Genomic DNA, 24,511 nt, shown 5'->3' on the forward strand with positions numbered 1-24,511 from the left:
AAAAGGCCGTTCATGAGTCCGTGGGCGGCTTTTTTTCGTTTATCTTGTGGGTAACTCTGACTCGACACGCGGTGGTTACTTTCTTACCGAATATTTCCCGCACTTGAAGGCTTGCAATTCGTTGTGGCGGCCTCAATTACCGAACAATTGATTCCACTCATGGGGAAATGAAATGTCAGGCACCCAACTTCTCCCGCCGGAACGCATCACGCTCCCGCTGCTGCCGCTGCGGGACGTCGTCGTTTTCCCGCACATGGTGATTCCGCTCTTCGTGGGCCGGCCGAAATCGATCAAGGCCCTCGAAGCAGCGATGGAAGGCGGCAAGCACATCATGCTCGTCGCCCAGAAAACCGCGGCCAAGGACGAACCGACCGAAAAGGACATGTACGAGGTCGGTTGTATCGCCAACATCCTGCAGATGCTGAAGCTGCCGGACGGCACCGTGAAGGTGCTCGTCGAGGGCCTGCAGCGTGCGAAGGCGTTGTCGATCGAAGAGCAGGAGACGCAGTTCTCCTGCGACGTGATGCCGCTCGAGCCCGATCACGCCGACAGCGCGGAAACGGAAGCGCTGCGCCGCGCGATCGTGTCGCAGTTCGACCAGTACGTGAAGCTGAACAAGAAGATCCCGCCGGAGATTCTCACGTCGCTGTCGGGCATCGATGAAGCCGGTCGCCTCGCGGACATGATCGCCGAGCGTCTGCCGCTGAAGCTCGACCAGAAGCAGCACATCCTCGAGATGTTCCCGGTCATCGAGCGCCTCGAGCACCTGCTCGCGCAGCTCGAAGCCGAGATCGACATCCTGCAGGTCGAAAAGCGCATCCGCGGGCGCGTGAAGCGCCAGATGGAAAAGAGCCAGCGCGAGTACTACCTGAACGAACAGGTCAAGGCGATCCAGAAGGAACTGGGCGAAGGCGAGGAGGGTGCGGATCTCGAGGAACTCGAGAAGCGCATCAACGCCGCGCGCATGCCGAAGGAAGCGAAGAAGAAGGCCGACGCCGAGCTCAAGAAGCTGAAGCTGATGTCGCCGATGTCGGCGGAAGCGACCGTCGTGCGCAACTACATCGACACGCTGATCGGCCTGCCGTGGCGCAAGAAGAGCAAGGTCAACAACGATCTGTCGAACGCCGAGCAGGTGCTCGACGAGGATCACTTCGGCCTCGAGAAGGTGAAGGAACGCATTCTCGAATATCTCGCGGTGCAACAGCGTGTGGACAAGGTCAAGGCGCCGATCCTGTGCCTCGTCGGGCCTCCGGGCGTCGGCAAGACCTCGCTCGGCCAGTCGATCGCGCGTGCGACGAACCGCAAGTTCGTCCGGATGGCGCTCGGCGGCGTGCGTGACGAAGCCGAGATCCGCGGTCACCGCCGGACGTACATCGGTTCGATGCCGGGTAAGATCCTGCAAAGCCTCGCGAAGGTCGGCGTGCGCAATCCGCTTTTCCTGCTCGACGAAGTCGACAAGATGGGCATGGATTTCCGTGGCGATCCGTCGTCGGCGCTGCTCGAAGTGCTCGATCCGGAACAGAACCACACGTTCGCCGATCACTACATCGAAGTCGACTTCGACCTGTCGGATGTGATGTTCGTCGCGACGTCGAACTCGCTGAACATCCCGCCGCCGCTGCTCGACCGGATGGAAGTGATCCGTCTGTCGGGCTACACGGAAGACGAGAAGGTCAGCATCGCGCAGCGTTACCTGCTGCCGAAGCAGAAGAAGAACAACGGGCTGAAGGACGGCGAGGTCGACGTCACCGAACAGGCGATCCGCGACATCATCCGCTACTACACGCGCGAAGCCGGTGTGCGTTCGCTCGAGCGGGAAGTGTCGAAGATCTGCCGCAAGGTCGTGAAGATGCTGCTGCTGAAGAAGGCATCGGGCGCGATCAAGGTCGATGGCGAGAACCTCGATACGTTCCTCGGCGTGCGCAAGTACGACTTCGGCCTCGCGGCGAAGGAAAACCAGGTCGGTCAGGTGACGGGCCTCGCGTGGACGGAAGTCGGCGGCGATCTGCTGACGATCGAAGCCGCGGTGATGCCGGGCAAGGGCAACGTGATTCGCACGGGTTCGCTCGGTGACGTGATGAAGGAGTCGGTCGAGGCTGCGCGTTCGGTCGTGCGCTCGCGTTCGCGGCGTCTGGGCATCAAGGACGAAGCGTTCGAGAAGCAGGACATCCACATCCACGTGCCGGAAGGTGCGACGCCGAAGGACGGTCCGTCGGCGGGCGGTGCGATGACGACCGCGCTGGTGTCGGTGCTGACGGGGATTCCCGTGCGTGCCGATGTCGCGATGACGGGCGAGATCACGCTGCGTGGCGAAGTGCTGCCGATCGGCGGGCTGAAGGAAAAGCTGCTGGCTGCGCATCGCGGCGGCATCAAGCTCGTGCTGATTCCGGAAGAGAACGTGAAGGATCTCGCGGACATTCCGGACAACGTGAAGAACGCGATCGAGATCGTGCCGGTCCGCTGGATCGACAAGGTGCTCGAGCTCGCGCTCGAACGTACGCCGACCCCGCTGCCGCCGGAAGAAGAGGCGAAGGCTGCGGCACCGGTTGGCGACGCGGCGAAGGATGCCGGCTCGACGGAAGTCGTCAAGCACTGAGAAGCTGAATACCGTCACTGACGGTGGTTCACGAAACCCGCGGCGTGTCCGCGGGTTTTTTTATGTGCGTCGGCATCGCGTGCGTGAGTGTTGAACGATGCGCGTTGAAAAAAATTCACGTGTGGGCTTGGCAAAATGATCGGGGATGAATTAAACTTGCGGGCTCGCTGGTTGTTGATGCCGAAACGCAGATCGCAGCCAGAACGAATCGGAAACGGGTGCTTAGCTCAGCTGGTAGAGCGGCGCCCTTACAAGGCGTAGGTCGGGGGTTCGAACCCCTCAGCACCCACCAGTTTCCCGATTCAGCCAGACCAAGGAGCGGTAGTTCAGTCGGTTAGAATACCGGCCTGTCACGCCGGGGGTCGCGGGTTCGAGTCCCGTCCGCTCCGCCAGAAAATGAAGAAGCCCGCCTTGTGCGGGCTTTTTCATTTGCATTTTCCGTTGGTGCCCGCTTGCGGGCACGTGACTAGCGGAGTGGAGGAAGCCGCCTGCGCGGCTTCCGGCGGGACTCGAAGGGCTGCGCGTGCACGCGCAGCCGCGGCCTGCGGGATGTAGGCGAGTCCCGTCCGCTCCGCCAGAAAATGAGATAGCCCGCCTTGTGCGGGCTTTTTCATTTGCATCGCCGGTCGCGCCCGTTCGTTGCGCACCTGCTTTTCTCCCGTGCCACCCCGTATGTTGTAATATCGGACGTTTTGTCCAATTTTCCCGTCACGCATGCTCGATTTCTTCCGTAATCACCAGCGCCTGATGATGGCGCTCCTGCTCCTGATCGTATTGCCGGGGCTGGGTTTCGTCGGGATCCAAGGTTTCCGCGGCTTCTTCGACGACAGCGCGAACGTCGCGGCGATCAACGGGCACAAGATCACGCGAGTCGAATTCGACGGCGCGTTCCGCCAGCAGATCGACCAGGCGCGCCAGGCGCTCGGTGGGCAGTTCGACATCAAGGCATTCGACACGCCGGAACACCGCAAGCAGGTGCTCGACGGCCTGATCCAGCAACGCGTGCTGGCCGACGAGACGCAACGCCTGCACCTGACCGCATCCGACAACGCCGTGCGCGACGCGCTGATGAGCGACCCGATGATCGCGTCGCTGAAGAAGCCCGACGGTTCGATCGACGTCGAGCGCTATGCGCAACTGCTGTCGTTCCAGGGGATGACGCCCGAGCAGTACCAGGAGCGCGTGCGCTACAGCCTCGCGCTGCAGCAGATTCCGGCCAGCATCGTGGCGAGCGCATTCACGCCGAAGGGCCCGGCGCAACGCCTGTCCGAGCTGGCCGCGCAGCAGCGCGAAGTGCAGGCGCTCGTGCTGAAGACGAGCGACTACGCGGCGAAGGTGCAGCCGACCGACGCGCAGCTCACCGCGTACTATGACGCGCACAAGCAGAGCTTCGCGACGCCGGAAACCGCGACGATCCAGTATCTCGTCTATTCACCGGCCGCGGCCGCCGCGAGCGCACAGCCGAACGACGCGGACATCAAGAAGTTCTACGACGACAACCCGACGCACTTCCGCTCGGAAGCGCAGGTGCGCGTGAGCCACATCTTCATCGCCGCGGCGAGCGACGCGAGCGCTGCCGACAAGGCGGCCGCGAAGGCGAAGGCCGAGCAGCTGCTGGCCGACGTGAAGGCGCATCCGGACCAGTTCGCGCAGATCGCGCAGAAGAACTCGCAGGATGCACCGTCGGCAGCGAAGGGCGGCGATCTCGGCTTCATCACGCGCGGCTCGACGGCGGGCGGCAAGGCGTTCGACGATGCCGCGTTCGCGCTGAAGCAGGGCGACGTCAGCGGTGTCGTGCAGTCGGATCTCGGCTTCCACATCCTGAAGGCGACGGAAGTGAAGCCGTCGGTGGTCAAGCCGTTCGCCGACGTGAAGGACCAGATCGCGGCGCAGCTGAAGCAGCAGTATGCGGCGAAGGCGTTCACGGACAACGCGGAAGGCTTCACGTCGACCGTATATGAAAAGGCGAAGACGCTGCAGCCGGCCGCCGACAAGTACAAGCTGACGATCCAGACGGCCACCGTCATGCCGACGCCGAATCCGCAGCTGCCGCCGACGAGCCCGCTGAACAATCCGAAGTTCCTCGCTGCCGTGTTCGCGAGCGACTCGGTGAAGAGCCAGAACAACACGCAGGCGATCGACGTGGGCAACAACACGCTGATCTCGGCGCGCGTGACCGACTACAAGCCGGCTGCCGTGCCGGCGCTCGACACGATCAAGGACGCGGTGCGTCAGAAGGTCGTCGCCGAGCAAGCCACGGAACTCGCGAAGAAGGACGGCGCGGCGAAGCTGGCCGAGCTGCAGAAGTCGAAATCGACCGATGGCTTCACGCCTGTGCAGAAGGTGTCGCGCATGCAATCGCAAGGCCTGACGCCGGCGGCGCTGAGCGCCGTCTACAAGGTCGATGCGAAGACGCTGCCGGCCTACGTCGGAGTCGATCTCGGTGCGGACGGCTACGCGATCTATCGCGTGAACGCGGTGATCCCGGGCACGGCCGTCGATCCGCAGCAGCTCGCGGCCGCGCAGCAGCAGATGGCGCAGGTCGAAGCGCAAAGCGAAGGCGAAGCGTATCTCGCCGCGCTGCGCGACCGTTCGAAGGTGAAGCTGTACGGCACCACGCCGAGCCAGTCGCAGGACAGCGGCAACTGAGCGAAGCGCCGTTCACGGTTTCGCACGCAACAACAGAAAGCCCCGCTTCGAGCGGGGCTTTCTGTTTTCCGGCCGTGGCGAATCGCGAGGTCAACCGCGCGGTTTGCCGAGCAGCGGTTTCAGCGCGGGCCAGACGTTGTCGAGCAGGATGCCCTGCGCCTGCTGCGTGGGATGCATCTGGTCCGACTGGAACATCTCAGGCTTGTTCTCGATGCCGGCCAAGAGGAACGGCACGAGCGGAACGCCGAGTTCCTTCGACAGCCGCGTATAGAGCGCATGGAATTTCTGCGTGTAATCGGGCCCGTAGTTGGGCGGCACGTACATGCCGACCAGCACGACTTTCGCGCGCGCTTGCCGCGCATCGGCGATGATGTCACGCAGGTTCTGCTCGGTCGTCGCGAGCGGCACGCCGCGCAGCGCGTCGTTCGACCCGAGCTCGACGACGACGATCGACGGCTTGAGCCGTTGCAGCACCGCGGGCAGCCGTGCGCGGCCGCCGCTCGTGGTGTCGCCGCTGACGCTTGCGTTCGCGACGCTATAATCGATTCGCTCGGTCGCGAGCCGTTGCCGCAGCAGCGCAACCCAGCCGGTGTCGCGCGGCAGTCCGTATTCGGCCGACAGGCTGTCGCCGAGCACGACGAGCGCGGGCCGGCCCTGGCCCGATGTCGGGGCCGCCGTTGCGGCGCGTGCGGGCACGGTTGCTGCGAGCAGCGTACCCAGCAGCGCGGCGAGCGCCGCGCGTCTCTTCCAGTGGAATGTCGTGTCCATGTTCAAGATTACCGATCCGATCATCGAAGTCCAAGACGTATGCAAGCGGGTCGCCGATGCAACGGGCGAGCTGACGATCCTCGACGGCATCACGCTCAGTGTGCGATCCGGCAGCAGCCTCGCGATCGTCGGTGCATCGGGGTCCGGCAAATCGACGCTGCTCGGCCTGCTTGCGGGGTTGGACAGCGCGACGAGCGGCACGGTTCGCCTGCTCGGCCGTGCGCTCGACCAGCTCGACGAGGACGAGCGTGCCGCGCTGCGCAACGGCGCCGTCGGATTCGTGTTCCAGTCATTCCAGTTGATGCCGCACCTGACGGCGCTCGAGAACGTGATGCTGCCGCTCGAGCTGCGGGGTGGCATCGGTGCGCGCGAAGCGGCCGAGCGGGCCCGCGCGCTGCTCGTGCAGGTTGGTCTTGGCGAGCGCACCGCGCATTATCCGAAGCTGCTGTCCGGTGGCGAACAGCAGCGCGTCGCGCTCGCGCGCGCGTTCGTCACGCACCCGGCGATCCTGTTCGCCGACGAACCCACCGGCAGCCTCGATGCGGCCACGGGCCACGCGGTCATCGACCTGATGTTTGAACTGAACCGCGCGCACGGCGCGACGCTCGTGCTCGTCACCCACGATGCCGAACTCGCGCGGCGCTGCGCGACGACGGTCACCATCGACGCCGGACGCATCGTCGCGCCGCAGGCGGCGTAGCACGGCGCTGAATGCCTGCGCCGGTCGCACACGGTCAATCGCCGGTGCGACCGGCACGCGCATGACGTGGTCGCGTCAGCGCTTGAGCGCCGCACGCGCGCGCTCGATCAGCGCGGTCGTCGACGAATCGTGCTTCGCGGGATCGACCGACTCGGCCGACAGGTCGGCTTCGACGACCTTGCCGAGAATCTTGCCGAGCTCGACGCCCCACTGGTCGAACGGATTGATGTCCCACACCGTCGCCTGCACCAGCACCTTGTGCTCGTAGAGCGCGATCAGCGCGCCGAGCGTGCGCGGCGTCAGCGCATCCACCAGCAGCGTCGTCGTCGGCCGGTTGCCGGGGAACGTCAGGTGCGGCGCGAGCGCTTCCTTGCCGGGGCCGGCGACCTTGCGTGCTTCGTCGAGCGTGCGGCCGAGCATCAGCGCTTCGCTCTGCGCGAAGCAGTTCGCGAGCAGCTTCGGATGATGGCTCGCGAGCGGATGCTCGGGCGTCAGCACCGCGATGAAGTCGATCGGCACGATCGTCGGGCCCTGGTGCAGCATCTGGAAGAACGCGTGCTGGCCGTTGGTGCCGGGCTCGCCCCACGTGACGGCCGACGTCGGGTAGTCGACGAACGTGCCGTCCAGGCGCGCGGACTTGCCGTTGCTTTCCATCTCGAGCTGCTGCAGGTACGACGGCAGGTAGTGCAGCGCTTCCGAATACGGCGCGACGAGATAGCTCTGCGAGCCGAAGAAGTTGCGGTACCAGATGCCGATCAGGCCGAGCAGCACCGGCAGGTTGCGCTCGAGCGGCGCCTGGCGGAAATGGCGGTCCATGTCGTTCGCGCCGGCGAGCAGTTCGTCGAACTGCTCGGGCCCGATCGCGATCATGATCGACAGGCCGACCGCCGACCACAGCGAATAGCGGCCGCCGACCCAGTCCCACATTTCGAACACGTTGTCCGCGTCGATGCCGAACTTCACGACTTCGGCCGGGTTCGCCGACACGCCGACGAAGTGCTTCGCGAGGGCGGCCTCGGGGCAGCCGCGCGCGACGAACCAGTCGCGCAGCGAGCGTGCGTTCGTCATCGTCTCGAGCGTCGTGAAGGTCTTCGACACGATGATCGCGAGCGTTTCCTCCGGGTCGACCTGTTCGAGTACGCGGGCGAGATCGGCGCCGTCGACGTTCGACACGAAGTGGGTCGAGATGTCCGGGCTCGCGACGTGATGCAGCGCATGCGTGACCATCTTCGGTCCGAGATCCGAGCCGCCGATGCCGATGTTGATCACGTGGCGGATGCGCTTGCCGGTGTAGCCGGTCCATGCGCCGCTGCGCACGGCGCGCGCGAAGGTCGCCATCTTCGCGCGCTCGGCGCTGATCTGCGCATGGAACGGCGCGTGTGGGTCGGTCGCGCGCAATGCCGTGTGCAGGGCGGCGCGGCCTTCGGTCGGGTTGACGATCTCGCCGGCGAACATCGCGTCGCGGCGCGCTTCGACGCCCGCTTCGCGGGCCAGTTGCACGAGCAGGCGCAGCGTGTCGTCGTTGATGCGGTTCTTCGACAAGTCAGCCGCAAGGCCGCCGCCGGGAATCGTGAAGCGTTCGGCACGGGTCGGCGCGCGGTCGTTTTCCGGCGCGAACCAGTCGCGCAGGCGGGCATGGCGGATTTGTTCGAAGTGGGATTGAAGGGCAGTCCAGGCGGGGAGCGAATTCAGCGTCATGGCGGTTCGAGTGAAGCGTGAATCGGGAGGAATGCCGCGCCGGCTCATCGGGATCGGAAGGCCGGCGGACGAGAGGGCCCGCCGTGCGGCGGGGCACTCAGTATAGCGGCGTTATATGTCGGCGCGCGGCGACGGGTAAAAAAGGCGATTGATCAGCGTGCGCACCATCGGCGCGAGTTCGCCCGCGACGAGGCCGGCCGGGCCGTTGCCGTTCGCGGTCAGCGTGTCGGCCGCGAGGCCGTGCAGATACACGCCCGCGAGCGCGGCTTCGTACGGCGCGACGCGCTGCGCGAGCAGCGCGCCGATCAGGCCGCCGAGCACGTCGCCGGTGCCGCCGGTCGCGAGCGCGGCATTGCCGGTCGGGTTGATCGTCAGGCGGCCGTCGGGCGCGGCAATCACCGTGCCCGAGCCCTTCAGCACGACGATGCTCGCGTAGCGCGCGGCCAGCGCCTGGGCCGCGGCCAGCCGATCGTGCTGCACCGTCGCGGTATCGCTGCCGAGCAGCCGCGCGGCCTCGAGCGGATGCGGCGTCAGCACGCACGCGAGGCCGCGCGCGCCGCGGGCGGCAACGGCGGTCGCGAGCTCGGCGTGGGTCGCGATGAGGTTCAGCGCGTCGGCGTCGAGCAGCGTCACGGCGTCGTGCGCGAGCACGTCACGCACGAGGGTAGCCGCGGCCTCGCGCGTGCCGAGGCCGCAGCCTGCCGCGATCGCGGACATCGCATCGAGATCGAGGCCGTCCGCCGGATGCAGCATCAGTTCCGGAAACGGCGGGTCGTACGGCGGCGCGCCGGCGCCGAGGAAGCCGACATGCACCTTGCCGGCCCCCGCGAACAGCGCGGCGCGCGCGGCGAGGATCGGCGCGCCGCACATGCCGGTGTCGCCGCCGAGCACCGCCAGGCTGCCGAACGTGCCCTTGTGCGATGCGAACGCGCGGGCGGGCAGCGCGGCGGCGAACCGGGCCGGCGCATTCAGCACGACGGCCGGCGCGGCGGGCGGGGCGACGTCGAGCGACGCGATGTGAATCTCGCCGGCGAGATCGCGGCCGTCGCCCGTGTAAAGGCCTGGCTTCGCGCCGATGAAGGTGAGCGTATGTGTGGCGGCGACGGCGACGCCCGCGCCGACGATCCGGCCCGTGTCGCTGTCCAGTCCGCTCGGCACGTCGAGCGCGAGCACGCGGCCGCCGTTTCGTGTGTGCGCGGCGATGCGCGCGGCCTGGGCGGCGAACGGGCCGTCGAGCGCGCGGCCGAGGCCGATGCCGAACAGTCCGTCGACGACCCACGCGTAATCGTCCAGCGATGCGGGTGGTTCGGTCGACAGCGGCACGCCGGCCGCGCGCGCGAGGCCGAGCGCCCATTGCGCATCGTCCGGCTTGACCGCCACCGGCATCCACGCCTGCGTGGCGACGCCAAGCTGCTGCAGCTGCGCGGCGGCCACCAGCGCGTCGCCACCGTTGTTGCCGGGGCCGACCGCGAACCAGACCGGGCGTTCGTCGCCGGCGACCCGCTCGGACAGCCAGCGCGCGGCGGCCGCGCCCGCGCGGCCCATCAGCGTGTGCGGCGGCAGTTCGGCGGTTGCGGCGGCCTCGGCCGCGCGCAGGTCGGCGACGCGCAGCAGCGCGAGCGGGGCGGAGTCGGGAAGCGGGCGGGTATTCGTCATCGCGGAGTCATGGCGGCGAAGAGGAAGCCGCCCCGGGGGCGAGCCCGCGGCGGTCAGGTCGTGAAGCGCGCGGCGCTCAGCGCGGCGAGCGTGTCGGCCGGCCACTGCTGCGCTGCGCCGCCCACGCAGTCGGTCACCACTTTAGCAGACCCGCACGCGAGCCCCCAGCCGGCCGGGCCGTGGCCGAAATTGACGAACACGCGCGGATGCGGGGTCGGACCGACGACCGGCAGGCCGTCCGGCGACAGCAACTGCGTGCCTTGCCACGACAGCGCGGCGGAAATCTTTGCTGCCCCAGGCACCCAGTCGTGGACGGCCTGGCCGAGCAGCGCGAGCGCGGCCTCGGACAACGGCTCGGGAAGCGGCTTCGCGGTGTCGGCGACGCTCTGCAGCACGCCGCCGCCGCCGACCCGCAACCGCTGGTGGGTGCGCGTGATCGAGATCCGCTTGATCGAATCGACGACGCTCAGGTGCGGCGCATGTTCTTCGTACGCGACCGGCGCGGTCAGCGTATGGGCGCGCACCGGATGCAGCGGCAGCCGCCAGCCGAGCCGCTCCAGCAGCGGCAGGCTGCCGGCGCCGGCGGCGACCACGATCGCGTCGGCCGAAATCACGTCGACCTCGTGCGCCTTCGTCGCGTGCCGGCCGCCGGCCGGCGGCGCGAGCTCGACCGCGGCGCGGCCGGTGTCGACGCGGATCGCCGCGACGTCCGCGCCGAAGCGAAACTGCACGCCGTGCTCGTCGAGCGTCTGCTTGACCAGCTTCGCGAACAGCGGGCAGTTGCCGGTGCGCTCGGCCTCGAGCAGCACGCCGCCGGCGAAGCCGGGCTCGGCCGGCACCGACGGCTCGAGTGCCGCGCATTCGTCGGCGGTGAGCACCCGGTACGGCTGGTCGAGCGTGCGCAGCAGGTCGAGCGCCGGCTGCAGCGCGTCCCAGTCGCGCGTGTCGCGCACGACGTGCAGGATCCCGGGTTTCTGCTCGAATTCGAGCTGGAAGCGCGCCTCGATGTCGGCGAGCGACTCGCGCGACGCGTCGATCAGCGGGCGCAGCCGTGCGTACTGCGCGACGAATGCGTCGGGCTCGCGCAGCGCCGCGAGCTGCTTCACGAAGCGGCGCACGCCGCCGTTCAAGCCCGGCTTGTACACGATGCCGGTTTCGCGCGGCTGGCGCTGGTGCATGAAGGTGGGGCCGAACCAGACGTCGAGCGGGCTCGGCAGCAGCGCGCCGCCGTCGCCGTAGGTCGCACCCTGCGCGACGGTCGCGTGGCGCTCGACCACGCAGACGCGATGGCCGGCCGCACGCAGCTGGTAGGCGGTGGCGACGCCGCTGAGTCCGCCGCCGATGACGATGACATCCATGGATTGCTTCGATGACGGGCGGCGCGCACGCCGCCCGGTGAGAATTCGCTGACGGGCCCCCGGCCCGGTGAACCGGGAATGATAGCGCCAAAAGCGCGCGAACCGGCGCCACGCGAGCCCATCCGATTCCGCCATCGTGCGACCGCCGGCTGCCGCGGCCGGGCACGCCGGCCCGGCGGGCGGATGGGCGGGCGGCTCGGCGAGGCGGGCGCGGCGGATTGCGGTGCACCGTCGCGGTGCGCGACGGGTCCCGATCGGCCGGTCTGGGACGACCGACTTCCGGGTATAATTACGGCCTTCCTTTCGCCCCACGTCGCCACCTCGCGCGACTCATCGACGTCAGTCCAGCCCATGGCTCACTTCTCGTGTTTTCCCGGCGCTTCGGCCCTCTCCGATTTCCGTCAAACCCGTCTGCTCGACACGCTCAGGCAAATCGACGCCAACATCGTCGCGGTGCGCGGCCAGTTCCTGCACTTCGTCAATGCGGCCGAGCCGCTGTCGGCCGACGACAGCGCCCGCATCGACGCGCTGATGCACTACGGCGCGCCGTTCGAGCCGGCGGCCGAGAAGGGCGCGACCGAGACCTTCGTCGTGCTGCCGCGCTTCGGCACGGTTTCGCCGTGGGCCAGCAAGGCGACCGACATCGCGCAGCACTGCGGCCTCACGCAGGTGCGTCGCATCGAGCGCGGCGTCGAATTCACGGTCACGCTGAAGTCGGGCCTGCTCGGCGGCAAGAAGGCGCTGTCCGACGACGCGCGCGCAGCCGTCGCGGCCGCGCTGCATGACCGGATGACCGAAAGCGTGGTCGCCGCGCGCGACGACGCGAAGCACCTGTTCGACGAACTGCCGGCCAAGCCGCTCGCGACCGTCGACGTGCTGGGCGTCGGCCGCGCCGCGCTCGAGCGCGCGAACGTCGAGCTGGGCCTCGCGCTCGCCGATGACGAAATCGACTACCTGGTCGACGCGTTCCGCAAGCTCGAACGCAACCCGACCGACGTCGAGCTGATGATGTTCGCGCAGGCGAACAGCGAGCACTGCCGCCACAAGATCTTCAACGCGCAGTGGACGATCGACGGCGAACCGCAGGACATGTCGCTGTTCGCGATGATCCGCAACACCGAGAAGCTGAGCCCGCAGGGCACGATCGTCGCGTATTCGGACAACTCGTCGATCATGGTCGGCGCCGAAGCCGAGCGCTGGTTCCCGCGCAACGCGGGCGCGGCCGGCGAGCCGGGCGAGCGCTATGGGCGCCACACCGAACTCACGCACACGCTGATGAAGGTCGAGACGCACAATCACCCGACGGCGATCTCGCCGTTCCCGGGCGCGGCCACCGGCGCGGGCGGCGAGATCCGCGACGAAGGCGCGACGGGCCGCGGTGCGCGTCCGAAGGCCGGCCTCACCGGTTTCACCGTGTCGAACCTCGACCTGCCCGGCGCGCGTCAGTCGTGGGAAAACGCCCGCGACGCGGCGCAGCCGCTCGGCGAGCGCAACCCGAACGACGCGCACGGCCCGTACGGCCGTCCGGACCGCATCGCGTCGCCGCTGCAGATCATGATCGACGGCCCGCTCGGCGGCGCCGCGTTCAACAACGAATTCGGCCGTCCGAACCTCGGCGGCTACTTCCGCGTGTACGAGCAGAACGTCGACGGTCAGGTGCGCGGCTATCACAAGCCGATCATGATCGCGGGCGGCCTCGGCAACATCGCGGATCAGCATACGCACAAGCACGACGTGCCGGCAGGCTCCCTGCTGATCCAGATCGGCGGCCCCGGCATGCGGATCGGCATGGGCGGCGGCGCGGCGAGCTCGATGGCGACCGGCGCGAACACGGCCGAACTCGACTTCGACTCGGTGCAGCGCGGCAACCCGGAAATCGAGCGGCGCGCGCAGGAAGTGATCAACGGCTGCTGGCAGCTCGGCGCGGAAAACCCGATCCTGAGCATCCATGACGTCGGCGCGGGCGGCCTGTCGAACGCGTTCCCCGAGATCGTCGACGGCGCGGGCAAGGGTGCGCGCTTCGAACTGCGCAAGGTCGCGCTCGAGGAATCGGGCCTGTCGCCGCGCGAAATCTGGTCGAACGAGGCGCAGGAGCGCTACGTGCTGGCGATCGCGCCGGCCGACCTGCCGCGCTTCGAGGCGATCTGCGCACGCGAGCGCTGCCCGTTCGCAGTGGTCGGTGTCGCGACCGACGAACGCCAGCTGAAGCTCGTCGACGACGAAGCATCGGGCGCCGACGAATACCCGGTCGACATGCCGATGGAAGTGCTGCTCGGCAAGCCGCCGCGCATGCATCGCGACGTCACGCGCGTCGCCACCGAGCGCGCGCCGGTCGACGTGACGGGCATCGCGCTGTCGGAAGTCGCGGTCGACGTGCTGAAGCACCCGACGGTCGGCAGCAAGTCGTTCCTGATCACGATCGGCGACCGTTCGGTCGGCGGCACGTCGGTGCGCGACCAGATGGTCGGCCCGTGGCAAGTGCCGGTGGCCGACTGCGCGGTGACCGCGCTCGACTACGCGGGCTTCAAGGGCGAGGCGATGACGATGGCCGAGCGCACGCCGCTCGCGGTGATCGACGCGCCGGCATCGGGCCGCATGGCCGTCGGCGAGGCGATCACGAACATCGCGAGCGCGCCGATCGCGTCGCTCGACAAGCTGAAGCTGTCGGCGAACTGGATGGCGGCGTGCGGCACGGCCGGCGAGGACGCCGCGCTGTTCGATACGGTCCGGGCGATCGGCATGGAGCTGTGCCCGGCGCTCGGGATCGGCATTCCCGTCGGCAAGGACTCGCTGTCGATGAAGACCAAGTGGGACGAGCAGGGCGTCGCGAAGGAAGTGGTGTCGCCGGTGTCGCTGATCATCTCCGCGTTCGCCCCGGTCGAGGACGTGCGCCGCCACCTGACGCCGCAACTGCGTCGCATCGCCGACGCGGGCGACAGCGTGCTGATCGCGATCGATCTCGGCCGCGGCAAGCACCGGATGGGCGGCAGCATCTTCGCGCAGGTCACGCAGCAGGTCGGTGACGCGACGCCGGACGTCGACGATCCGGAAGACCTGAAGCGCTTCTTCAACGCGATCCAGACGCTCAACGCGCAAGACAAGCTGCTCGCGTACCACGACCGCTCGGACGGCGGCCTGTGGGCGACGGTGTGCGAAATGGCGTTCGCGGGTCACGCGGGCGTGTCGCTGAACGTCGACATGCTGACGCTCGACCCGAATCACGAATCCGACTACGGCGACGCGAAGGACTGGGCGAAGCAGACGAGCGGCCGTCGCGAGGATCGCACGCTGCGCGCGCTGTTCTCGGAAGAACTCGGTGCCGTCGTGCAGGTGCGCACGGCCGATCGCGACGCGGTGCTCGGCGCGCTGCGCGAGTTCGGCCTGTCGGCGTGCTCGCACGTGATCGGCACGGTCAACGACCGCGACGTAATCGAGGTGTACCGCGATGCGAAGAAGATCTTCGACGCGCCGCGCGCCGAACTCCATCGTGCGTGGGGCGAAGTGAGCTGGCGCATCGCGCGCCTGCGCGACAACCCGGCTTGCGCGGACGCCGAATACGACGCGCTGCTCGATGCGGCGGACCCGGGCATCTCGCCGGTGCTGACGTTCGATCCGGCCGACGACATCGCCGCGCCGTTCATCGCGACGGGCGCACGCCCGCGCGTCGCGATCCTGCGCGAGCAGGGCGTGAACTCGCACCTCGAAACGGCGTACGCGTTCGACCGCGCGGGCTTCGACGCGCACGACGTGCACATGAGCGACCTGCTCGCGGGCCGTGCGACGCTCGCTGATTTCGCGGGCGCGGTGGCGTGCGGCGGTTTCTCGTACGGCGACGTGCTGGGTGCCGGCGAAGGCTGGGCGAAGACGATCCGCTTCAACGCGAACCTCGCCGACATGTTCTCGGCGTTCTTCGCGCGCCCCGACACGTTCGCGCTCGGCATCTGCAACGGTTGCCAGATGCTGTCGAGCCTCGCGTCGATGATTCCGGGCGCCGAGGCGTGGCCGAAGTTCACGCGCAACAAGTCCGAGCAGTTCGAGGCGCGCTTCTCGTTCGTCGAAGTCGAGAAGTCGCCGTCGATCTTCTTTGCGGGGATGGAAGGCTCGCGGATTCCGGTGGCGGTCGCGCACGGCGAAGGCTATGCGGACTTCTCGCAGCAGGGCGACATCGATCGCGTCGCGGTCGCGATGCGCTACATCGACCACCGCGGCGAAGCGACCGAGCGCTATCCGTTCAACCCGAACGGGTCGCCGGCCGGCATCACGTCGGTCACGACGGCCGACGGCCGCTTCTCGGTGCTGATGCCGCACATGGAGCGCGTGCACCGCACGGTCACGATGAGCTGGCATCCGGAAGATTGGGACGAAGCGAGCCCGTGGATGCGCGTGTTCCGTAACGCGCGCCGCTGGATCGGCTGATGTTCGATCCGCACGCACCGGTCGAGATCGTCACGCTGCGCGATGAACGCGCCAGCGACGTCGATGCGATCGGTCGCGTGATCGTGGCCGCGTTCGCGGACGAACCGCAGCATGGGCAGCTCGAGCGGCAGATCGTCGACGCGCTGCGCGCGGATGGTGCGCTCGCCGTGTCGCTCGTCGCGGAGCGCGACGAGCGCGTGGTCGGTCACGTCGCGTTCTCGCCAGTGTCGATCGGCGGCGCGCCGGCCGGCAGCCACGCATGGTACGGGCTCGGGCCGCTCGCGGTGCGGCCCGAATGCCGGCGCCAGAGCATTGGTGCGGGGCTCGTGCGCACGGGGCTCGACGCATTGCGCCGGCTCGGTGCGCACGGCTGTGTCGTGCTCGGCGACCCCGCGTACTACGCGCGTTTCGGTTTCTTGCCGGCAGGCGATCTCGTGTTCGCGGATGCGCCCCGCGAGTATTTCCTCGCGCTGGCGTTCGACGAAGCCGCGCCGCGGCCGTCGGGTGCGGTCCGCTATCACACTGCGTTCTATCCCGCATAGCGGTTCGCCGCGCTGTCCGAACAGGATCCCGGATCCCGCCGTTCCGAAAAGAAGCCGCTTAGAAGCGGCTTTTTCTTTGCGCGTTCGGGCAGGGCCGCGAGCCGTATCCATATGCATCCCGGCCGCAACGCGTGGGTCGACCGCAGCCGGCGCGGCGTGTGCCGCAGCCGCCAAGCGTGCATGAAAAAAGGCCGCTCACAGGGAGCGGCCTTGGATGGGCGAGTGTCGCCGACGTTACTGGATCTTCGCCTGCTGGCGCAGGCCTTCCTCGAACGCCTGCAGCTTCTGCTGCACGATCTGCTGCGCGATCTGCGCCTTCACCTGATCGAACGGCGGCGGGGCGACGTCGCGGATGTCGTCGGCACGGATGATGTGCCAGCCGAACTGCGTCTTCACCGGCGTGTCGGTCATCTGGCCTTTCTGCAGCTTCTGCGCGGCCGCCGCGAATTCCGGCACGTACGCCTTCGGATCGGACCAGTCGAGGTCGCCGCCATTCTTGCCCGAACCCGGATCCTTCGAGTACTGCTTCGCGAGATCCTCGAACTTCGCGCCGCCCTTGATCTTCGCGATCAGGTCCTTTGCTTGTTGCTCGCTTTCGACGAGGATGTGATGCAGGTGGTACTCGCGGTTGCCGCCGGCGCCCTTCACGAGCTCGTCATAGCGCGCCTTCACTTCCGCGTCGGTCGGCTGGTTCTTCTTCAGGAAGCTCTCGATCATCGAGCGCAGCACGACGGTCTGCTGCGCGACGGCGACCTGCGCCTTCACTTCCGGACGGTTCGGGATGCCTTCGCGGATCGCTTCCTGCATCAGGATTTCGCGGTTCACGAGTTCCTGGCGCACGGCCTGCTGCAGTTGCGGGCTGTCGGTCTGACCTTGCTGGACGAGCTGCGCGACCATCGCGTCGGCGCGCGACTTCGGAATCGGCGTGCCGTTCACGACGGCGATGTTCTGGGCGAATGCCGGTGCCGCTGCAAAAGCAGCCGCCGCGACCCACAGGCGGGGGGATTTCAGGATCATCGGGAATTCCTGTTGAGACTAGATTGAAGATTCGTTGAATTCTTCGGGCGTATAAGCCATGATCGCGAGCGCGTGAATGCCGCGCTGCATCGCATCAGCGAGCGCATCATACACCAGCCGGTGCCGCGCCACGCGTGGCTTGCCCGCGAATGCGGCCGACACGATCGTGACCGTGTAGTGGCCGCCGGCGGCTGCGCCGGCGTGGCCCGCGTGCTGCGCGCTGTCGTCGCGCACCGCGAGCGACAGTGGCGCGAGCGAGGCGGTCAGGCGCGCTTCGATCAGCGCGATGCGCTCGTCGGGCGAGGCGTCGAGAAAGGCGTCGGTCATGTCATTCGTCCTTCAGGTACTTCGTGAGCCACAGGCTCTGCAGGATGATGAACACGACCATCGCGCCCGTCGTCCCGAACAGCTTGAAGTTCACCCACTGCGATTCGGTGTAGTTGTGCACCACGTACAGGTTCGCGACGCCGAGCACCGCGAAGAACATCGCCCACGCGACGTTCAGCTTGTCCCACACGGGATGCGGCAGCGTGAGCTGCTTGCCCATCATCTTCTCGATCAGGTTGTTGCCGAACGCATAGCGTGCGGCGAGCAGCCCGATCGCAAACAACCAGTACAGCACTGTCGGTTTCCATTGAATGAATTTTTCGTCATGCAGGACGAGGGTGGCGCCGCCGAAGACGACGATCACGCCGAGACTGACCCACAGCATCGTGTCGACCTTCCGGTGGCGGAAGGCGACCCACGCGACCTGGGCCAGCGTCGCGACGATCGCGACGGCGGTGGCGGTGAAGATGCCCCAGACCTTGAAGGCGGCGAAAAACAGGATGATCGGAAACAGATCGAACAGGAATTTCATGGCGCTCGCAGCTGCGTGAAAGACCGCATCGCGCGGCCTTTCACCGTTGTGGGGACCCGCCAGGCGACACCGTCCGGGATCGGCGCAGCCGGCAAGGCTGTCCGACCGATCCGTCCGGCGCCGCTCATTCGTTTTCGGGTCGGGACTCGAAGTTTAACGCAGCCGAATTGATGCAGTACCGCAAACCGGTCTTGTCGCGCGGGCCGTCCTCGAACACGTGGCCGAGGTGCGCGCCGCAATGGTTGCAGCGGACCTCGACGCGCACCATCCCGTGCGTGCGGTCGATCTTCTCGTCGATCACCTCGCCGTTCAGCGGCTTGAAATAGCTGGGCCAGCCGCAGCCCGAATGGAATTTCGCGCCGGATTCGAACAGCGGCGTGCTGCAGACGACGCATTTGTAGATGCCGGCGTCCTCGGTGTCGGTGTATTCGCCGGTGAACGCGCGCTCGGTCGCCGCATGCTGCGTGACTTCGTACTGCATCGGCGTGAGCCGGCGGCGCAGCTCGGCGTCATCCTTCTGGTAGGGATAGGTTTTATCGTCGGAATCGTGTGACATGTGGGAGTTCTCCTGATCGGTCGGTCGGGTCGTGCGGGTCACGACGAACAGCTCACTTCGAGCGACCCGGCCCAGTCGGGCGGCAATGCCGCATACGCTTCATGTTCCGGTTGTTCGTCGAACGGCCGGCGCAGCACCTGCGCGAGTCGCTCGACTTCGGAAAAGTCCTTTTCCTTCGCGCGCCGGATCGCGACTTCGGCCAGATGGTTGCGCAGCACGTATTTCGGGTTCACGCGGTTCATCGCGGCCGCACGGGCCGCGTCGTCGCGCGTCTCCTCGGACAGCCGCGCGCGGTAGAGGTTCGCCCACGCGTCGAACGCGTCGCGATCGATGAACAGGTCGCGCACCGGCGCATCGCGGCTCGCGTCGTGCTTCGACAGCTGCGCGAGGCGGCGGAACGTCAGCGTGAAGTCCGCATGGCTCGCGTGCATCGTTTCGAGCAGCTTGTTCGCGAGCTCGGCGTCGTTTTCGCGTTCGATCTCGAGGCCGAGCTTCGCACGCATCGCGCGTTCGAGCGCGGGGCCGAAGCGTTCCGGAAACTTCGCGAGCACGGCCTGCGCGTCCTCGACCGCGCGCTCGGCGCGCGCATCGTCGTCGGCGATGCCGTGCTGCAGCCCGATCAGCGGCAGCAGCGCCTGCGCGAGGCAGTAGCAGTTCCAGTGCGCGATGCGCGGCTGCATCCGGTATGCGTAGCGGCCGCTCGTGTCGGAGTGGTTGCAGATGTGATTCGCGTCGAACGCGTCGACGAAGCCGAACGGGCCGTAGTCGATCGTCAGGCCGAGGATCGACATGTTGTCGGTGTTCATCACGCCGTGGCAGAAGCCGACGGCCTGCCATTGCGCGACGAGGTCGGCCGTGCGCAGCGTCGCGGCTTCGAGCAGCGCGAGGTACGGATCGTCGGCGTCGCGGCACGCCGGATAGAAGCGGTCGATCACGTGATCGGCGAGCTGGCGCAACAGGTCCGGGCGATCGTTCGAGAAGAAGTGCTCGAAGTGGCCGAAGCGCACGAAGCTCTCCGACACGCGCGTGACGACGGCCGACGTCTCGATCTCCTCGCGCACCACCGGCTGGTCGGAGCCGATCACCGTGAGCGCGCGCGTGGTCGGGATGCCGAGGTGATGCATCGCTTCGGAACACAGGAATTCGCGGATCGACGAACGCAGCACCGCGCGGCCGTCGCCCATTCGCGAATACGGTGTGCGGCCGCCGCCCTTGATCTGCAGCTCGTAGCGTCGGCCGTCGGTGCCGGGGAGTTCGCCGATCGTCAGCGCGCGGCCGTCGCCGAGCTGGCCGGCCCACACGCCGAACTGGTGGCCGGAATACACCGACGCGTACGGCAGCGCGTGCGCGGGCCAGTCGCGCGTCGGGTTGCCGGCGAACAGCTCGGCGAAGCCGGGCTGGGTGGCGAACGATGCCGGCAGGCCGAGCAGCTGCGCGACTTCGTCGGAACAGCCGACGACGTACGGCGCGGGCAGCGGCGCGGCCGGCAGCCGCGTATGAAACGCGTCGCCGAGCGTGACGAACGCGTCAAGGGCCGGCGCGCCGAGCGTGGCGGCGAGGTCGGGGAGAGTGTCAGCCGCATCGGCTGCGCTTCGGGAAAACGACATGTTGAGCGCCTCTGGGTAAGCCGATATTGTAAGGCGGCGCCGCGCCGCCCGCATGGCGGCCCGCGTGCGTTGCGCGAGGCCCGTCCGGCCGTGGACGGGCCGCAAGCCGGCGCACCGCTTCAAGGCTGGTCACCGATTCGCGTCCTTCCGGGAGAACAAGACGATGGGTAAGCCGTTGCTGGGCCAGATGATGGACATGCCGTTGCTGGTGTCGTCGCTGATCGCGCATGCCGCGCGTTATGCGGGCGACACGGAGATCGTGTCGAAGCGCGTGGAAGGCGACCTGCATCGCTACACGTACCGCGACTGCGAGCAACGCGCGAAGCGCCTCGCGCAGGCGCTCGCACGGCTCGGCGTGGAATCGGGCGATCGCGTCGGCACGCTGGCCTGGAACGGCTACCGGCACCTGGAGGCGTATTACGGGATCGGCGGAATGGGCGCCGTGTGCCACACGATCAACCCGCGCCTCTTTCCGGAGCAGATCGCCTACATCATCAATCACGCGGAAGACCGCTACGTTTTCTTCGACATCAATTTCGCGCCGCTCGTCGATGCGCTCGCGCCGCAGTGCCCGCACGTGAAGGGCTGGATCGCGATGACCGACGCCGCGCACGTGCCGTCCGGCGCGCTGCCGTACCTGTGCTACGAAACGCTCGTCGACGCCGAAGACGGCCGCTATGACTGGCCGCGCCTCGACGAGCTGCAGGCGTCGGGCCTGTGCTACACGTCGGGTACGACCGGCAATCCGAAGGGCGTGCTGTATTCGCATCGCTCGACCGTGCTGCACGCATACGGCGCCGCACTGCCCGACGCGATGAACCTGTCGGCGCTGGACGCCGTGCTGCCCGTCGTGCCGATGTTCCATGTGAACGCGTGGGGGCTGCCGTACGCGGTGCCGCTCACGGGCGGCAAGCTCGTGCTGCCCGGCAAGGACCTCGACGGCAAGTCGCTGTACGAACTGATGGAGGCCGAACGCGTGACGTTTTCCGCGGGCGTGCCGACCGTGTGGCTCGGGCTGCTGAACTACATGCGCGAGGCCGGCGTGCGCTTCTCGACGCTCAACCGCACGGTGATCGGCGGCTCCGCGTGCCCGCCCGCGATGCTGCGCACGTTCGAGGACGAATACGGCGTGCGCGTGATCCACGCGTGGGGGATGACCGAGCTGTCGCCGCTCGGCACGCTCGCGAAGCTGAACTGGGCGCAGTCGCAGCGGCCGCTCGACACGCAGCGCCGGTTGCTGGAGAAGCAGGGGCGCGTGATCTGCGGCGTCGACATGCGGATCGTCGGCGACGACGGCCACGAACTGCCGTGGGATGGCGTCGCGTTCGGCGAACTGCAGGTGCGCGGGCCCTGGGTGATCGATCACTACTTCCGGAGCGACACGTCGCCGCTGTCGGACGGCTGGTTCCCCACCGGCGACGTCGCGACGATCGACCCGGACGGCTTCCTGCAGATCACCGACCGCAGCAAGGACGTGATCAAGTCCGGCGGCGAGTGGATCAGCTCGATCGACATCGAGAACGTCGCGATCGCGCACCCAGGCGTGGCCGAAGCCGCCTGCATCGCCTGTGCGCACCCGAAATGGACAGAGCGTCCGCTGCTCGTCGTGGTGCCGCGCGAGGGGGCGAACCTCACCCGCGACGCGCTGCTCGCGTTCTACGAGGGCAAGGTCGCGAAGTGGTGGGTGCCTGACGACGTCGTGTTCGTCGAATCGCTGCCGCACACCGCCACCGGCAAGCTGCAGAAGCTGAAGCTGCGCGAGACGTTCCGCGACTACGTGCTGCCGACGGCGGTGGGCGAGCCGTAAGCCAGGGCCGGCCACGGTCCGCCACGCAGTCCGACACACGGTCGCCCGATCCGGCCCCCGGATCGGGAAAAATTCAAATTGAACGACCGTGCTTTTTCGTTGTATGCTGCCTCCGTTCGATCCGGACATGCGGCCGTTCGACCGCGCACAATGAAGCGCAGCCACCCCGGCGCGCGATGCATGGAGGCAGGCAGATGGCAGTGGACTATTCGACTCGCGACGGCGTGGCCGTCATTACGCTCAACAATCCGCCCGTCAACGGGCTCGGCCTGTCGACGCGCCAGGGCGTCATGGACGCGCTCGATCGCGCGCTGCAGGACGCGTCGGTCACGGCGATCGTGCTGACGGGCGCCGGCCGCGCGTTCTCGGGCGGCGCCGACATCACCGAATTCAATACCCCGAAGGCCCTGCAGGAGCCGACGCTGCACACCGTGATTCGCGCGGTGGAGGCGAGCGCGAAGCCGGTCGTCGCGGCGCTGCACAGCGTCGTGATGGGCGGCGGGCTGGAGCTCGCGCTCGGCGCGCACTATCGCGTCGCGGCGCCCGGTGCGCAGATCGCGCTGCCCGAAGTGAAGCTCGGCCTGCTGCCGGGCGCGGGCGGCACGCAGCGGCTGCCGCGTGCGGTGGGCCTCGAAACCGCGCTGAACATGATCGTGTCGGGCGCCCCGGTGCCGTCGGAGCAGCTCGCGAACAGCGGGCTGTTCGACGCGATGGCCGACGGCGACCTGCTCGACGCGGCCGTCGCGTTCGCGCGCAAGGTCGGTGCGCAGAAGGGGCCGCACCCGCGCGTGCGCGATCGCAAGATCGTCCACGAGAACGCCGCGGGTTTCATCCAGTTCGCGCGCAATTCGGCGCGGGCCGCCGCGCCGAATTTCCCCGCGCCGCACAAGTGCATCGACGCGATCGAAGCCGGCGTGCTGAACGGTTTCGACAAGGGCAGCGCGGCCGAGCGCGAGGGCTTCGTCGCGCTGATGATGACGCCGGAGAGCCGTGCGCTGCGGCATGCATTCTTCGGCGAGCGCGCGGCGAGCAAGATTCCCGACGTGCCGGCCGATACGCCGGTGCGCGAGATTCGCCGCGTCGGCGTGATCGGCGCGGGCACGATGGGCGGCGGGATCGCGATGAACTTCATCAACGCGGGCCTGCCCGTCACGCTGCTCGAGACGAAGCAGGACGCACTCGAGCGCGGGCTGGCCACGATCCGCAAGAACTACGACGCGCAGGTGAAGAAGGGCAAGCTCACGCAGCAGAAGCTCGACGCGCGCATGGCGCTGATCACGCCGACGCTGTCCTACGACGACCTGAAGGACGCGGACCTGATCGTCGAGGCCGTGTTCGAGGAGCTCGGCGTGAAGGAGCAGGTGTTCGGCCAGATCGACGCCGTGGCGAAGCCGGGCGCGATCCTCGCGTCGAACACGTCGACGCTCGACGTCGACAAGATCGCCGCGTTCACGAAGCGTCCGCAGGACGTGGTCGGCATGCACTTCTTCAGCCCCGCGAACGTGATGAAGCTGCTCGAGGTCGTGCGCGGCGCGCAGACCGCGAAGGACGTGCTCGCGACCGTGATGGCGGTCGCCAAGAAGATCCGCAAGACGGCGGTCGTGTCGGGCGTGTGCGACGGCTTCATCGGCAACCGGATGATCGAGCAGTACATCCGCCAGGCGCTCTTCATGCTCGAGGAAGGCGCGCTGCCCGCTCAGGTCGATCGTGCGATCGAGAAGTTCGGTTTCGCGATGGGCCCGTTCCGGATGAGCGATCTCGCCGGCAACGACATCGGCTGGGCGATCCGCAAGCGCCGCTACGTCGAGAAGCCCGATCTGCAGTATTCGAAGATCGCCGACCGCCTGTGCGAACTGGGCCGCTTCGGCCAGAAGACGGGCGGCGGCTGGTACGACTACGTGCCGGGCGATCGCAAGGCGAAGCCGTCGGCGCTCGTCGACGAGATGGTCGTCGCGTATTCGAAGGAGCGCGGCGTCGAGCGGCGCAAGATCGGCGATGACGAGATCGTCGAGCGGCTCGTGTTCGCGCTCGTCAACGAAGGCGCGAAGATTCTCGAAGAGAAGATCGCGTCGAAGGCGTCCGACATCGACATGGTCTACCTGACCGGCTACGGCTTCCCGCTCTGGCGCGGCGGCCCGATGCTGTACGCGGACATGGTAGGCCTCTACAACGTCGAGCGGGCGATCCGCCGCTACGCGGCCGCGCCGAACGGCGACGCGTGGCAGCTCGCGCCGTCGATCGTCGAGCGGGCGGCGGCCGGACGCGGATTCAACGACTGACGG

16 protein-coding genes and 2 tRNA genes are annotated in these 24,511 nt (G+C 67.8%); 9 read left to right on the forward strand and 9 right to left on the reverse strand.

Annotated features, from left to right (window positions below):
- Positions 1–172: 172 nt before the first annotated feature.
- From lon to SB771_RS09165, 4 genes are all read left to right on the forward strand, one after another.
- Complete coding sequence (gene lon / locus SB771_RS09150) at positions 173–2,596, forward strand: endopeptidase La (protein ID WP_011657161.1); 2,424 nt, start codon at positions 173–175, stop codon at positions 2,594–2,596.
- 216 nt (positions 2,597–2,812) lie between these two features.
- A tRNA-Val gene (locus tag SB771_RS09155) sits at positions 2,813–2,888 on the forward strand.
- Positions 2,889–2,911: 23 nt separating this feature from the next.
- Positions 2,912–2,988, forward strand: a tRNA-Asp gene (locus SB771_RS09160).
- A gap of 322 nt (positions 2,989–3,310) precedes the next feature.
- Entirely contained in the window at positions 3,311–5,245 is a 1,935-nt protein-coding gene (locus SB771_RS09165; RefSeq protein ID WP_175660604.1) for a SurA N-terminal domain-containing protein, read from the forward strand.
- Positions 5,246–5,335: 90 nt separating this feature from the next.
- On the opposite strand, the gene SB771_RS09170 is transcribed toward SB771_RS09165, so the two are convergent.
- On the reverse strand, positions 5,336–6,013 hold the full coding sequence (locus SB771_RS09170) for an arylesterase (protein WP_175660605.1): 678 nt from the start codon (positions 6,011–6,013) through the stop codon (positions 5,336–5,338).
- Between SB771_RS09170 and SB771_RS09175 the strand changes: the two genes are divergently transcribed.
- On the forward strand, positions 6,012–6,713 hold the full coding sequence (locus SB771_RS09175) for an ABC transporter ATP-binding protein (RefSeq protein ID WP_011657158.1): 702 nt from the start codon (positions 6,012–6,014) through the stop codon (positions 6,711–6,713). The two genes, SB771_RS09170 and SB771_RS09175, sit on opposite strands and share 2 nt — an antisense overlap.
- Before the next feature lie 75 nt (positions 6,714–6,788).
- On the opposite strand, the gene pgi is transcribed toward SB771_RS09175, so the two are convergent.
- The 3 genes from pgi to SB771_RS09190 all read right to left on the reverse strand — a co-directional run bounded on the left by pgi (position 6,789) and on the right by SB771_RS09190 (position 11,425).
- Positions 6,789–8,411: a glucose-6-phosphate isomerase gene (gene pgi, locus SB771_RS09180; RefSeq protein ID WP_012364074.1), complete on the reverse strand. Its 1,623-nt coding sequence runs from the start codon at positions 8,409–8,411 to the stop codon at positions 6,789–6,791.
- Positions 8,412–8,522: 111 nt separating this feature from the next.
- Positions 8,523–10,067, reverse strand: coding sequence for an NAD(P)H-hydrate dehydratase (locus SB771_RS09185; protein WP_175660606.1), 1,545 nt, complete (start codon positions 10,065–10,067; stop codon positions 8,523–8,525).
- Positions 10,068–10,120: 53 nt separating this feature from the next.
- On the reverse strand, positions 10,121–11,425 hold the full coding sequence (locus SB771_RS09190) for an FAD-dependent oxidoreductase (RefSeq protein WP_175660607.1): 1,305 nt from the start codon (positions 11,423–11,425) through the stop codon (positions 10,121–10,123).
- Between the two features lie 351 nt (positions 11,426–11,776).
- Here SB771_RS09190 and purL point away from each other — a divergent pair, with 351 nt between their 5' ends.
- Positions 11,777–15,841, forward strand: a complete 4,065-nt coding sequence (gene purL / locus SB771_RS09195) for a phosphoribosylformylglycinamidine synthase (protein ID WP_175660608.1) — start codon at positions 11,777–11,779, stop codon at positions 15,839–15,841.
- Positions 15,841–16,383, forward strand: coding sequence for a GNAT family N-acetyltransferase (locus SB771_RS09200; RefSeq protein ID WP_175660609.1), 543 nt, complete (start codon positions 15,841–15,843; stop codon positions 16,381–16,383). Before purL ends, SB771_RS09200 begins: the two co-directional genes overlap by 1 nt.
- Positions 16,384–16,617: 234 nt before the next feature.
- Here the strand turns inward: SB771_RS09200 and SB771_RS09205 are convergent, their stop codons facing one another.
- The 5 genes from SB771_RS09205 to SB771_RS09225 all read right to left on the reverse strand — a co-directional run bounded on the left by SB771_RS09205 (position 16,618) and on the right by SB771_RS09225 (position 20,422).
- On the reverse strand, positions 16,618–17,400 hold the full coding sequence (locus SB771_RS09205; RefSeq protein WP_126228038.1) for a peptidylprolyl isomerase: 783 nt from the start codon (positions 17,398–17,400) through the stop codon (positions 16,618–16,620).
- A gap of 18 nt (positions 17,401–17,418) precedes the next feature.
- Positions 17,419–17,727 carry a BolA family protein gene (locus tag SB771_RS09210; RefSeq protein WP_175660610.1) on the reverse strand — a complete coding sequence of 103 codons (309 nt, stop codon included), beginning with the start codon at positions 17,725–17,727 and terminating at the stop codon, positions 17,419–17,421.
- A 1-nt stretch (position 17,728) separates the two neighbouring features.
- Complete coding sequence (locus SB771_RS09215) at positions 17,729–18,259, reverse strand: septation protein A (protein ID WP_105834071.1); 531 nt, start codon at positions 18,257–18,259, stop codon at positions 17,729–17,731.
- Between the two features lie 124 nt (positions 18,260–18,383).
- A complete protein-coding gene (msrB, locus tag SB771_RS09220) occupies positions 18,384–18,815 on the reverse strand; it encodes a peptide-methionine (R)-S-oxide reductase MsrB (RefSeq protein WP_165751568.1) in 432 nt (143 codons plus the stop codon).
- A gap of 38 nt (positions 18,816–18,853) precedes the next feature.
- Positions 18,854–20,422 (reverse strand): protein adenylyltransferase SelO, encoded by a 1,569-nt coding sequence (locus SB771_RS09225; RefSeq protein WP_175660611.1) that lies wholly within the window; start codon positions 20,420–20,422, stop codon positions 18,854–18,856.
- 163 nt (positions 20,423–20,585) lie between these two features.
- Here SB771_RS09225 and SB771_RS09230 point away from each other — a divergent pair, with 163 nt between their 5' ends.
- Together SB771_RS09230 and SB771_RS09235 are read left to right on the forward strand one after the other, a co-directional pair.
- Complete coding sequence (locus tag SB771_RS09230; protein ID WP_175705339.1) at positions 20,586–22,229, forward strand: 3-(methylthio)propionyl-CoA ligase; 1,644 nt, start codon at positions 20,586–20,588, stop codon at positions 22,227–22,229.
- 194 nt (positions 22,230–22,423) lie between these two features.
- Positions 22,424–24,508, forward strand: a complete 2,085-nt coding sequence (locus tag SB771_RS09235; RefSeq protein ID WP_175660613.1) for a 3-hydroxyacyl-CoA dehydrogenase NAD-binding domain-containing protein — start codon at positions 22,424–22,426, stop codon at positions 24,506–24,508.
- Positions 24,509–24,511 lie beyond the last annotated feature (3 nt).

It is taken from the genome of Burkholderia sp. SIMBA_051 (assembly GCF_046534915.1).
GTDB lineage: Bacteria > Pseudomonadota > Gammaproteobacteria > Burkholderiales > Burkholderiaceae > Burkholderia > Burkholderia ambifaria.